9 protein-coding genes are annotated in these 13,014 nt (G+C 67.9%); 2 read left to right on the top strand and 7 right to left on the bottom strand.

Going from position 1 to position 13,014, the window contains the following annotated elements; genetic code table 11:
• Positions 1-24 precede the first annotated feature (24 nt).
• The 3 genes from cas1 to V6M57_RS06610 all read right to left on the bottom strand — a co-directional run bounded on the left by cas1 (position 25) and on the right by V6M57_RS06610 (position 5,189).
• Positions 25-987: a type II CRISPR-associated endonuclease Cas1 gene (gene cas1, locus V6M57_RS06620; protein WP_332814203.1), complete on the bottom strand. Its 963-nt coding sequence runs from the start codon at positions 985-987 to the stop codon at positions 25-27.
• Positions 974-4,324 carry a type II CRISPR RNA-guided endonuclease Cas9 gene (gene cas9, locus V6M57_RS06615; protein ID WP_332814202.1) on the bottom strand — a complete coding sequence of 1,117 codons (3,351 nt, stop codon included), beginning with the start codon at positions 4,322-4,324 and terminating at the stop codon, positions 974-976. The genes cas1 and cas9 overlap by 14 nt, the downstream gene beginning before the upstream one ends.
• 268 nt (positions 4,325-4,592) lie before the next feature.
• Positions 4,593-5,189: a DedA family protein gene (locus V6M57_RS06610; RefSeq protein WP_332814201.1), complete on the bottom strand. Its 597-nt coding sequence runs from the start codon at positions 5,187-5,189 to the stop codon at positions 4,593-4,595.
• A gap of 138 nt (positions 5,190-5,327) precedes the next feature.
• On the opposite strand from V6M57_RS06610, the gene V6M57_RS06605 reads away from it, so the two are divergent.
• Entirely contained in the window at positions 5,328-5,528 is a 201-nt protein-coding gene (locus V6M57_RS06605) for a hypothetical protein (protein WP_332814200.1), read from the top strand.
• 141 nt (positions 5,529-5,669) lie between these two features.
• Here the strand turns inward: V6M57_RS06605 and V6M57_RS06600 are convergent, their stop codons facing one another.
• Together V6M57_RS06600 and V6M57_RS06595 are read right to left on the bottom strand one after the other, a co-directional pair.
• Positions 5,670-6,992: an O-acetylhomoserine aminocarboxypropyltransferase/cysteine synthase family protein gene (locus tag V6M57_RS06600; protein WP_332814199.1), complete on the bottom strand. Its 1,323-nt coding sequence runs from the start codon at positions 6,990-6,992 to the stop codon at positions 5,670-5,672.
• A 76-nt stretch (positions 6,993-7,068) separates the two neighbouring features.
• A complete protein-coding gene (locus V6M57_RS06595; protein ID WP_332814198.1) occupies positions 7,069-7,560 on the bottom strand; it encodes a CoA-binding protein in 492 nt (163 codons plus the stop codon).
• 107 nt (positions 7,561-7,667) lie between these two features.
• On the opposite strand from V6M57_RS06595, the gene V6M57_RS06590 reads away from it, so the two are divergent.
• The gene (locus V6M57_RS06590; protein ID WP_332814197.1) at positions 7,668-10,049 is read left to right on the top strand and encodes a glycoside hydrolase family 5 protein; all 2,382 of its coding nucleotides are present in this window, start codon (positions 7,668-7,670) and stop codon (positions 10,047-10,049) included.
• A 5-nt stretch (positions 10,050-10,054) separates the two neighbouring features.
• Here V6M57_RS06590 and V6M57_RS06585 read toward each other — a convergent pair whose 3' ends face one another.
• A complete protein-coding gene (locus V6M57_RS06585; protein WP_332814196.1) occupies positions 10,055-12,181 on the bottom strand; it encodes a protein-disulfide reductase DsbD family protein in 2,127 nt (708 codons plus the stop codon).
• A gap of 46 nt (positions 12,182-12,227) precedes the next feature.
• Positions 12,228-12,968, bottom strand: a complete 741-nt coding sequence (locus V6M57_RS06580; protein WP_332814195.1) for an alanyl-tRNA editing protein — start codon at positions 12,966-12,968, stop codon at positions 12,228-12,230.
• Between the last annotated feature and the right edge of the window lie 46 nt (positions 12,969-13,014).

Raw genomic sequence — 13,014 nt, 5'->3', positions numbered from 1 at the left:
TGAAAATGCGATCTCCCAGGGAGTTCAGGCGGCATCGAGCCGCACAAGCGCGCCAGGTTCACCCAGAGGAGCCGGCGCTACGTTGCGAATAGAACGTGTCCGGGAATACGGGGGCAAGACCAGCTCAAGCATGAGCTCGCTCCCACCGTCGTAGAGGCGAACAATCGACTCCGCGGCCTGTTCGATCGATGCCAGAACGCTCATCACCCCACGCGGCATGGCTACGTCCACATTGAGCAAGCCAACAAGGGCTGCCTTGTCGGTGGGGCTCAGTTCGAGCGTGGTATCCGTCTTCAGGTGGGTGGCGACATGCAGGTCAACCAGTGCTCGGTAGGGTTCGATGAGATCGTCCGCGAGGTTGAAGGCATTCTGCTCACTGCTGTGAAAGATTCCGATCGTCGGCAGCAAGCCATGGGCAACCAGAGCCCGGGCGCAGGCGCCCCGCATGACGGCGTAACCGTAGTCCAGCGCCGCATTGGTCCATCCTTCCTTGGACCTGCTGAAACTTCGGCCCATGATCTGCGGGAAGTAGTACGCACTGGCCTGTGCTTCCATGTTTCCGTTGTCACCCGATCGCACTCGCCGGGCATACGAGGTGAGCCGGTCCGCATCGCCGGCTCCCAGCGTTTTCATACAGAACGCCTGGTTCAGGATCTTCGCCTGCACGATAGCCGCCCACGCGCGCTTGCTCGTCGGCTTGTCGATTTCCAGTTGCAGCCTGAGCATGCGCGTGGCGCGGCTGTGGCTCTGGAAGGCTAGGAAAACGCCATTCGGCTGATGGTTGTCCCCTGTGGAAAACAGTCCGATGCCGTAGTCCGCGCAGGCCGAGAGGACCGGGTGGGTGATGGTGATCTCGCGGTTGTTCAGCACGATGACCGCAATGTCCTCGAATGGCACGCGGGCAGACTTCTCCTGTTCGACGACGAGTGCGAAATGCTCGCGCTTGAGCCGGGCGGGCTGGCTAATGACGACGCTACGCCAGACCACGACGTTTCTCGGGAGGAGCCGGGAACATGTTGCCAAGGACATCCACGTGGAATTTTTCCAGGCTTTGAGCGACCTTCACGCCGATTCCCGAGATCGCGCCATCCTTACCGAAGTTTTGATTCCGATCGTGTGCCCAGAGGTTGAGGGCTCCCGTGCCGCGATGGCAACTGGCGTAATAGCCAAGAATTGGCGCCTTACCCTTCTGCGTGATACGAACCAGGTCGTTTGGATGCAGCGAAAACAGGAACTCAAACGAGTCATCAATGGAGGTCCAATCCGATTCGTCCTTGTATGCCACGATAGCCCGCTGAGGAAGCCCCTTCACCCGATGATGCACATAGACCGGTACGAGGTGAAACCGTCCGGCCCGCCTGAAAACATCGACCCGCAGCATGGAGTCGTTTTTGGCGATGCCACCACGCACGGGGATCCCACTCATCTTTTCGGTCACCAGCTGGACCGATCTCACGATGGGGCCGGTGGGTTGGCCCGTCTTGTCCGGCTTGCGCAGCGGGTTGTCTGTCGTGAAGGCCTTGTCCGCTTTGCCGCCGTACGCCTCCAACCGCACGCGTATGGCCTCGTAAAGCCTGGCATTGCGATGCGGATCGGCAAGACGTTCAAGATCCTTGATGGTCAGGCTGGTCAGCGGCACCTTTTGCGCCACGCTGCCGTTCTTGCGAAGAGCTGGGGGCTGTGAGTAGATGGTCTCCTTGTGGGCAGCGCCGCCGTTGCGGCGTTGAGGCGCCCTCGAAACGAACAGTGGCTTGACGCTGGCGAGTGCCGTTGCCGGGTAGGTGCCAAATCGCCCCAGCTGCTCACGCATCTCGGCCGAGTCGTCGCACTTGACCCTGAGCTCGAGTTCCTTTCTGAAGTGCGGCCAAGGTTCGGGGAATCGCAATGAACCTTCGGCATCGGCCCGTCTGTCGAGGATTTCACCTGTCTCCGGATCCGGAAAGCCGGCGCGCAGGAAGCCCAGTTCCTTGCGTCGCGAGTAGTCCGCCAACCTCTGGACCATGCCGTGGCTGCACGCAGCCACAACCGTCGCATCCAGGGCGTGGTGACGGTCGCTCTCGGCCCGAATCTTCAGCAGACCCCATCGTGCCCGCAGGAACGCCGTCAGCTGGCCATTGACCACCACGCAGCGCCTGGATTCGCTGTCCTCGGCCAATTGCAGATGCTGTTCCAGGTAGTTCTTGAAAAACCTGCAGATATGTCTGGTGTCATTCAGGTGCCGGTCCCGGAACCCGGCTGCGTCCTCCTTGCCGAAGTTCTTGCGCAGCAGGCGCCCGCGCTTGGCCTGGCGGTAGTTCTTGTTGCCATTGACCCAGCCTGCAAATTGGCGCCACCGCTCGCTTTCTTCGTTACCGCCAAGGTACTCGAAGGGCGTGCGATTGCCCTTGTCCTGATTGACTGCGGTGAGCACCAGCACTTTGTTGTTGCGGCTGTCGTCGTAGCTGCGGGAGTAGGGCAGTACGTGATCGACCTGCGCGTAGCTGAGGTCATTGACGACCCGGTCCAAGTCCAGTTCGTTCAATGAATACGCACACTTGCCCTCCTGTTCGCGGTACAGCAGGTACTTCTCGAACTCAACGCCAGATGGTCGGCGGCCGAAAAGTTCGGAGAAATGGTCGCGAGCCTTGTCGTTCCGGTCGCGGTACTCTTTCTGCAGTTTTTCGATGTCGCGCCTTTCATCCAGCGGGCGAGACAGGTCGCGAGCCATCTCGATGTGAACGGCCGCCGGGGAGCCATACACCCTAATCAAGGCGTTGACCACTTTGCGGGCCTGATTCAACGACCGGAGCACGACCGGATTTCGTGGCAGGTCCAGTTCCGGCCGCAGCTTCATCCCCTTGTTCTCTGTCCGTCCGTCATAAAAAGGAGGGAGGTACTTCTGTGCAACTGCTCGCATGGCTCGCAGGTCACTGTGATGCCCGTATTCGGGAATGCGCGAAATTGCCTCGTCATAGCGCAGGCCGCGCTCCATGAATGGCACGATCCGCCTGAGTGCTTTCAGCGAGAGCGCGTGAAACCCGTCGAAGCGAATCGTGAGCAGGGTGTCGACTATGAGCTCGTCGCCGGGCAAACCGAGTTCGCACAGGCGCGTGCGGATCTCCTGATCATCCTTGTAGATGCTCAGAATCTCCGCGATGCTGTCGAGAAGCTCCGGACGCCCATCGATGGCGGATACCGACATTTGCTGCCACGCGGGCTCGAGCCCCGCCTTCTTCAATCGGAGCCGCAGGCTGTGCCAGCCCTGGAGGCGGACGAGAACCTGGTCCTCGGGGTCGCGCGCCTTCTCCTCCTCTGCCTGCCTCCGACTCGGATAGGGCAGCCGCTCGAAGCGAAAACCTTCAGGCAGCAATCCGCCCTTGACCAGCGCAGTTCGCAGGTGCTTGTAGGTGAATTTCTCGCCGGCCTTGTAGGGAAGGAGTAAGGCGCAAGTACGCTCCGCTTCGTTCAGCGGCCGGACCAAGCCGTCCACATTGACGCGCAGATTGTTCAGGCGCGTCAACCAGACATGGCGCTCCGCGGTGAAACTGGCCTTGGGCGCGCGGAACTCGGTGGGCTCGAAGGTGCAGCGCCCCAACATGGACAACACGGATCGCAGCGGCCTCTGCTCCCAGAACAGGCCTCCGGGCTGTTCCCCCTGACCCCCGATGGCCTTCTCGAGGTTGGCCGACGCAAATGGGTTTCCCAGCGTCCGCTGCGCCGCGAACAGAGTCGCCAGTTCGTCTGCGAGAAGGGACCTGGAGAGCGCTTTGCCATAGTCGCCTTGCTTGTTACGCTGGGCGTCGGGGAATTCCGCCAGTACCATTTCAGCGGCCGTGCGATACCCCTTCTGTTCCATCAGCGACTTGCTACGCGCCAGACCTGCCTTGACGCGGCCGGCCTCACCGCTGTCCTGTTCATCGGCCTTGCGTTCTTCGGCTTTGCTGACCCAGTGAAAGCCACGGTGCTTGCAAAGGTGATACAGCACGCGGGCCCACTCCGTCGGAGCAAGTAATCGCTCGAGTCCGTCCACTCTCAGGCGCCACACGGAGTCCTTGAATCCTGGCTGCTGATCGAAGAAGTCCGCCTGCTCGATCAGGCCGTTGCGCTTGAGAAGCCGTGCGAGCTTCTTGAGCCGCCATGACCGGCGCCAGAGTCTGCGACGGAGAAGGCGTGCATTGCGACGGGCGAGGTTCAAAGACTCGCCCTTGTCAGCTGTTTCAGCCTTGTCGAACACCCGTACACCAAGGGAGACGATGCGGTCGGGCGCCAGTACCGACCACCCCACCGATGCGATCCCGATATCCAGCCCGAGTGTGAGCTGCCTCTCGCCCGCCTTGTCGAACATCTCCTCGCCCCCTAGAATCTCACCCGTTTGTAGCTATCCGGGGTGAGAGCCGTTGCTGCAATAAGAATCTCGCAAGAGATTCGAACCCGAAAGCCCGCCAGGCAACTGGCGGGCTTTCACCTTTCTAGAGCTACGACCTTCCGGATGTCAACTTTCCGGGGCATCTTGGCGATCTGCGGGCTCTTTGTTCGTCAGCCCGATTCAGCGTTGCAATACATTTTTATTACTTGATGCGGCTTTTCTGACCCGTTCCGTTGGGACTTCGGTCTCAAGTCTTGCCGAAGCACCAGACTCGCCAGCAATAGAGGCCGGCGAGCATTGCAACCACGCCGCGCGTGATCCACTCGATCGTGTCCTTGGCCTGCTCGTAGCGGGACTCCAGCGCGAAGCCGATCGACAGCAGCAGCGTGCTCCAGGCCAGGGTGCCGACCGCGGACCAGAGCAGGAATCGCAGCAGCGGCATCTGGCCGACGCCGGCCGGCATCGAGATGACGCTGCGCACCGCGGGCACCAGCCGGCCGAAGGCGACCGAGGACGGCCCGTGCCGCCGGAACCACTGCTGCGCGCGGTCGATGTCCGGCGGCGCCAGCGTCAGCCAGCGTCCGTGCCGGCGCGCGAACTGCTGCAGCCCGCCCTGGCCGAGCTTGCGGCCGGCGAAGTACCAGGGCAGCGCGCCCAGCAGGGACCCCGTGGCAGCGGACAGCAGCACGCCGAGCGGATGCAGCTGGCCGGTGGCGGCCACGTAGCCGGCAAACGGCAGCACCAGCTCGGAGGGGATCGGCGGGAACACGTTCTCCAGCAGCATCAGCATCGCGATGCCGAGATAGCCGCTGCGCTGGATGACGTCGATGATCCAGTCGCTCATGGAAAGGCAGGGCCGCGGCTGGCCGGCGGCGCGGCGCGAAAGGCACGGCGCAGGGCCGGCACGGGATGCGACGGGGCGTCACCCCGCGCGGGGCCGCTCACGACGAAGGGCCGCCGACCGCGGCCCTTCGCCGGATGGATGCGCGCGAGCCTACTTGCGCTGCTCGCGTTGCGGATCCTGGGGCTGCGGCTGTTGCTGCTGTTGTTGTTGCGAGTTGCCCGGCTGCCGGTGCTGCTGTTCCTGCTGCCGCTGCTTCTCCTGCTGCTGCTGTTGATCCTGTTGCTGTTGCGGGTTCCGTTGATGCTGCTGGTTCTGTTCCTGGTTCATGTCGACTCCTGAAGGTCAGTTGCAGTCCCGTATGGGCCAACCCGCACTCTAGGTTCGCGGGGCTTTGCCGCAGGTAGGGGAATGCTGACCGTCAGGTAGGACCCGGTGCTGACCGATGGGGCCGCGCCCGGGTCGGTGCGGACGTGCAAGGGCCTACTGCACCGCCTTGCGCAGGGCCTGGTCGATGTCCCAGAGGATGTCCTCGACATCCTCGATCCCCACTGACAGCCGGATCATGTCGGCGCTGACGCCCGCCCGCTCCAGCTCGGCTTCGTCCAGCTGCCGGTGCGTGGTCGAGGCCGGGTGGATCACCAGCGTCTTGGCGTCGCCGATGTTGGCCAGGTGGCTGAGGAACTCGCAGGCATCGATGAAGCGCTCGCCGGCCCGCGCCGGGTCGGCCGCCTTGATGCCGAAGGTGAGGATGCCCGAGCAGCCTGGCTGTCCATCGACCGCGCGGAACTGCTTTTTCGCCAGCGCATGGTCGGGCGAGCCCGGCAGGCCGGGGTAGTTGACCCAGCCCACCAGCGGGTGCTCGCCGAGGAACTCCGCCACCCGCTGCGTGTTGCGGCAGTGCGCCTGCATGCGCAGGTGCAGGGTCTCGATGCCTTGCAGGATCAGCCAGGCGTTCAGCGGCGACAGCGAGGCGCCGAAGGTGCGGTTGACCTCCATGCGCGCCTTCATGGTGTAGCCGAAGTCGCCGAAGGTCTCGTAGAACTTCACGCCGTGGTAGGCGCGGCTGGGCTCCAGCATCTCGGGGAACTTGTCGCGTGCGAGCGGCGAGCCCCAGTCGAACTTGCCGGACTCCACGATCACGCCGGCCATGGTGGTGCCGTGCCCGCCCAGGTATTTGGTGGCGCTGTGCACCACGATGTCGGCGCCGAAGGCGAACGGGTTGCACAGGTAGGGACTGGGCACGGTGTTGTCGATCACCAGGGGGATGCCGTGCTCGTGCGCGATGGCGGCCACCGGCTCGATGTCGAACACGTTCACGCGCGGGTTGCCCAGCGTCTCGCCGAACAGCGCGCGCGTGTTCGGCCGGATCGCCTTGCGGAAGTTGTCGGGGTCGCGGGGGTCGACGAAGGTGGCCTCCATGCCCAGGCGCGAGAAGCCGATGCCGAGCTGGCCCACGCTGCCGCCGTACAGCGTGGAAGCCGCCACGATGTGGTCGCCGGCCTTCAGGATGGCCAGCAGCGCCGTCATCTGCGCTGCCATGCCGGTGGCGCAGGCCAGCGCGGCGCGGCCGCCTTCCAGCGACGCCACGCGCTCTTCCAGCACCGCCACGGTGGGGTTGCTGATGCGGCTGTAGACGTTGCCGAAGGTCTGCAGGTTGAACAGGCTGGCGGCGTGCTCGGCCGAATCGAACACGAAGCTGGTGGTCTGGTGGATCGGCGTGGCGCGCGCGCCGGTCACCGGGTCGGGCGTGGCGCCGGCGTGGATGGCACGCGTGGCGAACGCGTAATCGCGGTCCTGGGTCATTGGGTGGTCCTTGAGAGGCGGCAGGGTCGTTCGTGGATCCCGGGTCAAGCCCCGGGACGACACATCGAAGGCCGGGTCAGTAGGGCAACTGCTGCGGCCGGCGCGCGGAAATCACGCGGGTGTTGACGCCGGCCCAGTTGAGGCCGCCGAACAGGCGGGCGTGCTCGATCTTCACGCAGCGGTCCATGACCACGTCCAGTCCCGCCGCCCGGGCCCGTGCGGCGGCGGCCTCGTTGACCACGCCCAGCTGCATCCAGAGGCACCGGGCACCGATCGCGATCGCCTCGTCGGCGATCGGCGCGATGTCCTCGCTGCGGCGGAAGCAGTCGACCATGTCGATCTTCCCGCCCTGGGCCGCCAGGGCCTGCGCGGCGGCGCTCACGCTGGGGTAGCTGCGCTCGCCGAGGATCTCGTCGGCCTTGGGGTTGACCGGCACGATGCGGTAGCCGTGCGCCTGCATGTACTTGGCGGCAAAGAAGCTGGGCCGGTGCCATTGCGGCGACAAGCCGACCACGGCCAGGGTGCGGCAGGTGCCCAGGATGCGCCGCAGATCGCTGATCGAACTCATGCGGCGAGTGTAAGCAAGGCCACCGCAAACGCGCTGCCGTCCTACCTGCCCGGCGGCTGGCTCAACCTATCGTGGGCCGGCCCGGACCCCTGGAGAACCATGCACCCATGCGCAGGCGCTTGCTGATCAAGTTGACGGCCGTTGCGGCCGCCGTACCGGCGCTGCCCGGATGCCTGTGGCGCGACGGCGAGGCGCAGGCGGCGCAGCCCGGCTTCAGCATCGGCACCAACCTGTCGGGCATGGAGTGGCCCCAGCCGGGCATCCGGCGCGGCAACAGCACCCTGCCCAACCTGCACTTCACGGTGCCGCGCCGGGCCGACATCGCGTGGCTGGCCGCGCAGGGCTTTCGCAAGAACCGCCTGCCGGTCCTGTGGGAGCTGCTGCAACCGGTGCTGCACGACAGCCGTCCCGATGCGGCCGCGCGCGCGCTGGTGGGCGAGCCGGGCGAGTTCCATCCGCTCTATGCCCGCCTCATCACCGACGTGCTGGACGCCCACGCGACCGTGGGCGCGACCTGCCTCATCGACCTGCACAACTACGGCCGCTACCGCGACTTCCGCTACCGCGCCGACGGCAGCGTGCCCGGCCTGCGCAAGGGCCTGACGCCGCTGCACAGGGCCTTCACGGAAGACCCGCAGGGCATCGTCGAGCGCATCTTCTCGCTGGCGCCCGGCGCCACCCTGACCCAGGCCCATTTCGCCGACTTCTGGACGCGCGCGGCACGGCACTGGAAGGGCCACGAGGGACTGGCCGGGTTCGGCCTGATGAACGAGCCGCACGACCTGCCGCGGCCGGGCGGCACCGAGCCCAGCGAGGGCGGCGGCGAGGACCTGGCGATCTGGCCGGCGTACGCGCGGGCCGGCATCGCCGCCATCCGCGAGGTCGACACCGGCACCCCGATCTACGTGGGCGGCAACGAGTGGAGCTCGGCCATGTCCCTGGCCGGGCGCAACCCCGGCTTTCCGCTGCCGGGGGAGCGCCTGGTCTACGAGGTGCACCTGTACCTGGATGCCGCCAGCAACGGCCATGCGTTCGACTACGACACCGAGCGGCGCAAGGGCTTCAGCGCCGGCCTCGGCGGCCGCGCCATCGATGCCGACACCGGGGCCAGGCGGCTGGCGCTGGCCAGCGAGTGGGCGCTCGAGCGCAAGCTCGGGCTGGCGCTGACGGAGATCGGCATGCCGGTGGACGATCCGCGCTGGCAGCAGATGTTCCAGCGCACCCTGGAGCGGGCCGCGCACGACGGCGTGGAGGTGTACAGCTGGATGGGCGGCAACCACTGGCCGATCCGCAACTACCCGATCCACCACGTCCCCGGCTGGTACCAGGACCGCACCCTGGAGCCCGCCGTGGCGGGGCCGATGCAGCAGGCCGCGCGCATCGCCCGGGCCACGCTGTACGACGAAGGGCCGGGCTGGGCGGAGGGCGGCCGCGCGGTGGAGATCACGCTGCAGGCGCGCGGCTGGCTGCGCGAGCCGCTGGCGGTAACTGTCGACGCGAGCAGCGGCAAGCTGTCGCACACCCGGCTCACGCTGCCGGCCGGCGCCAATCCGTCGACGAGCTACCGCTTCACGCCGGAGCCCGGCAAGGTCGCGACACTGGCCTACGCGGAAGTGAAGGGCGTCGCGGTGCCGCCGCCGCGCAAGGTGTATGCGCTGGCCGACCCGGTGGCCCACGCGGCCCGCGACCTGGCCGAGGCCGCCCACGCGATCCTGGCCAGATACGGCGCCAGCCACTGGGAGATGGCGCGGGCCTGGACCGACTACGTGGGCGGCGCGCCGGCCGGGGACGGACAGCCGGTGCGCGCGGTGGCCGACTCCGGTTACGGCTCCAGCACCGCCAACGCGATGGAGATGCTGTGCTTCATCAACAGCGACAACCCGGCTACCGGGGCGATCCGGCCGCCGCTGCTGAGGCTGGTGAACGGCCGCAAGGCGCTGGACACCTCGCCGCCGGGCGCCTGGGGCCTGTGGTGCAAGAAGCGGGCGCCGATGCCGGGCGTGCAGCCGAACCCGCGCAACCGCGTGCCCTATGACCTGGAAGGCGAGCACTTCGCCCTGGCCGCCATCCGCGTGCCGGAGGCCGACGCCGGCGGCGTGGTGTTCCAGGCTTCGCGGGCGGAGGCGCGGCAGACCAGCGAGCTGGTGCTGGAGGGCGGGCGGCCGCAGGCACGCTGGACCGACGGCGGCGGCCGGCAGGTGGTGCTGCGCGCACCCGATCGGCTGGCGCCCGGCACGCCCGCCGTACTGACCCTCACCAGCGCGCCGGGGGCGCAGTCATTGCGGGTCGATGCGCGGGTGGTGGCGCGGGGCGAGGCCCGTTTCGCGCCCGCCGTGTTCGACCAGCTGCTGATCGGCTGGGGCTTCGTCGACCACTACCCGCGTGACAGCCTGCGCGGCCAGGTCTTCGCCGTCGTTGCCGGCAAGGGACGGCCGGGCGAGGCGGAACTGGCCGTGCTGGAGCAGTACCTGCGCTCGCTGGCCGGATGAGGGCGCTACAGCGGCGACACCACGGACAGGACTTCGTCCACCCCCAGCACTTCGGACAGCACCACCGGCGCGCTGCCCTTGCGGTAGAACACGTAGACCGGCACGCCGCTGCGGCCGAGCGAGGCCAGCGCCGCGGTGATGGCCGGGTCGCGGCGCGTCCAGTCGGCCCGCAGCAGGGCCACGTTCTGGCGCTTCAGGGCGGCGACCACCTGCTCGTCGGCGAGGGTGGTCTTCTTGTTGTACTGGCAGGTCACGCACCAGGCCGCCGTGAAGTCGACGAACACCGGCTGGCCGGCCGCCACCAGCTGTTCCACCCGCGCCTGCGACCAGGGTTGCCAGTCGCCGTCGGCGCGCGCGGCCTGCTGCTGCGGCGGCGGCGCCTGCACCAGCTGCGGCAAGGCGGCCCAGCCCAGCGCCAGCAGGCCCAGGCCCGCCACGCCGGCCAGCGCAACCCGCGCGCGGCCGCGCAGCGTCAGCGTCCACACCAGCAGGCTCATCGCCACCAGCAGCGCCAGCAGCGCGCCGGCGCCGTCGATGCCGCTCTGCTGGCCGAGCACCCACACCAGCCAGACCACGGTGGCGAACATGGGGAAGGCCATCAGCTTGCGGAACACGTCCATCCAGGGGCCCGGCCGCGGCAGGATGCGCGCCACCGCCGGCACCAGGCTGGCCGCCAGGTAGGGCAGGGCCATGCCCAGGCCCAGCACCCCGAACACCAGCAGCGCCTGCGCCGTCGGCAGCGTGACCGCCAGCCCCAGCGATGCGCCCATGAACGGCGCCGTGCACGGCGAGGCGATCGCCACTGCCAGCACGCCCGACAGGAAGGCATTGCCGACCGGGTGCCGGACTTCCATCGAAGCGACCGAGGACGGCAGCAGCGCGCCGAACTCGAACACGCCCGCCAGGTTCAGCCCGATCAGCATGAACAGCGCCGCCAGCGCCGCCACCACCAGCGGCGACTGCAGCTGGAAGCCCCAGCCGAGTTGCTCGCCGGCGGCCCGCAGGCCCAGCATCAGCGCCGCCAGCGCCAGGAAGGACAGCACCACGCCGGCGGTGTAGGCGAAGCCGGCGACCCGGCGCGCGCGCCTGTCGTCGGCGTGCGAGGCGAAGCCGACCATCTTGATGGCCAGCACCGGAAACACGCAGGGCATCAGGTTGAGGATCAGCCCGCCGACCAGCGCCCCCAGCAGCGCGGCAGCCAGCCCGATGCCGGGGCCGGGCGACTGCGCGGCCGCCGCGTTGTTGCGCAGGGCCTCGGCCAGCGCCGGCGACACCGCCGCCGGCGCCGCGACGGCCGGCCAGGCGCCCAGCACCTTCAGTTCGGCGCGCCAGCCGGCAGCGCCGTCGGCCAGCACGACCGGCATCACCGGCGGGCTGGCGCTGCGCTGTGGCGAGAGCGGCACGCGCGCGGTCCAGACCGCGCCGTTCCAGGCCTGGGTCCAGGCGCCGGCGGTCTCGATCACTTCCGGCGTTTCCGGCAGGAACTCCAGCCGCTTGCCCTGGGCGGCCGGAGGCAGCCCCTGCACCCGGATTTCGAGCGCGCCGTCGGCGATCGTCGCCTCATGGCCGCCTGCGACCGGCCGGGGTTGGGCGGACAGCGCCGCGTCGAACGCGGGGCCGTGCAGGGCGGTGCTGCTGCGCAGCGGCAGCTTCAGCGTGAATTCGCCGTCTTCCGGGATGCACTCCAGCCGGCAGACCAGCCAGCTGGCCTTGAGCTGGACTTCCAGGTCCTGCGCCAGCGGCGAAGGCTTGAAGTCCGGCGCGATCTCCAGCGGCACCGGCAGCAGCACGGTGCCTTCGTAGCCGTAATTGGCCAGCGTGCCGATCGGAATCTTCTTCGGCACCGGCCACTGGATGTCGCCCGGCAGCACCCCCGGCGGCAGCGTCCATTCCAGCCGGGTGGGCAGGCCCGAGTCGCCCGGGTTCTTCCAGTAGGTGTGCCACTGCGGCTGGTGGGCCAGTTGCAGCCCGACCCACACCGCCTTGCCCAACCCGACGCCGTCGGGGGCGTGGGCGAGCAGTTCGGCCCGCACGCGCTCGGTGCTGACCACCGGTCCGCTGCCGGCCGCGTGCGAGGCGACGCCGGTGGCCAGCAGCAGGGCGGCCAGGAAAAATCGCAGGAAAGCGGTCATGGGTCGAGGTATCCGAGCACGGCAGTGAGCGGGAAGTTCCGGCCGCTCAGGCGAAGCCCAGCACCACCCGGCGGGTGCTGGCGGATTTCTTCTCGATCTTGCTGACCACCACCGCGCCGATCTCGGCGGTGTTGGCCACGTGGGTGCCGCCGCAGGGCTGGTAGTCGATCGGCTCGGCGCCGCCCACGCGGATGGTGCGGATGCGGCCGGTGCCGCGCGGCGGCTGCACCGACATGCTCCTGACCAGCGCCGGGTTGGCGTCCAGCTCCTCGTCGGTGATGGATCCGATCGCCACCGGGTGGGCTGCGGCCACCAGCCGCGCGATGCCGGCCGTGAGCTGCTCCTTGTCGAGCGCCTCGGTCATGTTGAAGTCCAGCCGCGCGTAGTCCGGCGTGATCGAGCAGCCGTTGACCAGCCGGGGCACCAGGTGGCACAGCAGGTGCGTGGTGGTGTGCAAGCGCATCAATTTGTGACGGCGCTCCCAGTCGATGCGGGCCGTGACCCGGTCGCCGGGTCCGAGCGCGGCCAGCAGGTCGTCCTGGCCGGACGCCGGAACGTGCCAGATGCCGCCGGTCGGCTGGCCGGGCTCGTCCTTGGCCTTGCGCGTGTCGGCGATCGCCAGCGTGCGGCCGTCGGCCAGCACCAGGATGCCGGCATCGCCGGCCTGGCCGCCGCCCAGCGGATAGAACACGGTACGGTCCAGCATGATGCCGTTCGGACCACGGGCGGTGAGCACGGCCTCGCAGGCCTGCTGGTACGGGTCCTGGCGGAACAATTCCTGGGTCATCGGTTCGGCATCTCCTGCAGCGGCAGAGTGGATTTTGACGGTTTCG

This window comes from Ramlibacter sp. (genome assembly GCF_036676645.1).
Taxonomy (GTDB): domain Bacteria; phylum Pseudomonadota; class Gammaproteobacteria; order Burkholderiales; family Burkholderiaceae_C; genus Ramlibacter.
This window is presented reverse-complemented; position numbering and strand designations above follow the sequence as displayed.

Bases quoted from the DNA above. Each gene is read 5' to 3' on its own strand.
- V6M57_RS06580 (WP_332814195.1), bottom strand. From the start codon at position 12,968: ATGACCCAGGAATTGTTCCGCCAGGACCCGTACCAGCAGGCCTGCGAG.
- V6M57_RS06595 (WP_332814198.1), bottom strand. From the start codon at position 7,560: ATGAGTTCGATCAGCGATCTGCGGCGCATCCTGGGCACCTGCCGCACC.
- V6M57_RS06590 (WP_332814197.1), top strand. From the start codon at position 7,668: ATGCGCAGGCGCTTGCTGATCAAGTTGACGGCCGTTGCGGCCGCCGTA.
- V6M57_RS06605 (WP_332814200.1), top strand. From the start codon at position 5,328: ATGCGCGCGAGCCTACTTGCGCTGCTCGCGTTGCGGATCCTGGGGCTG.
- V6M57_RS06600 (WP_332814199.1), bottom strand. From the start codon at position 6,992: ATGACCCAGGACCGCGATTACGCGTTCGCCACGCGTGCCATCCACGCC.
- cas9 (WP_332814202.1), bottom strand. From the start codon at position 4,324: ATGTTCGACAAGGCGGGCGAGAGGCAGCTCACACTCGGGCTGGATATC.
- V6M57_RS06610 (WP_332814201.1), bottom strand. From the start codon at position 5,189: ATGAGCGACTGGATCATCGACGTCATCCAGCGCAGCGGCTATCTCGGC.
- V6M57_RS06585 (WP_332814196.1), bottom strand. From the start codon at position 12,181: ATGACCGCTTTCCTGCGATTTTTCCTGGCCGCCCTGCTGCTGGCCACC.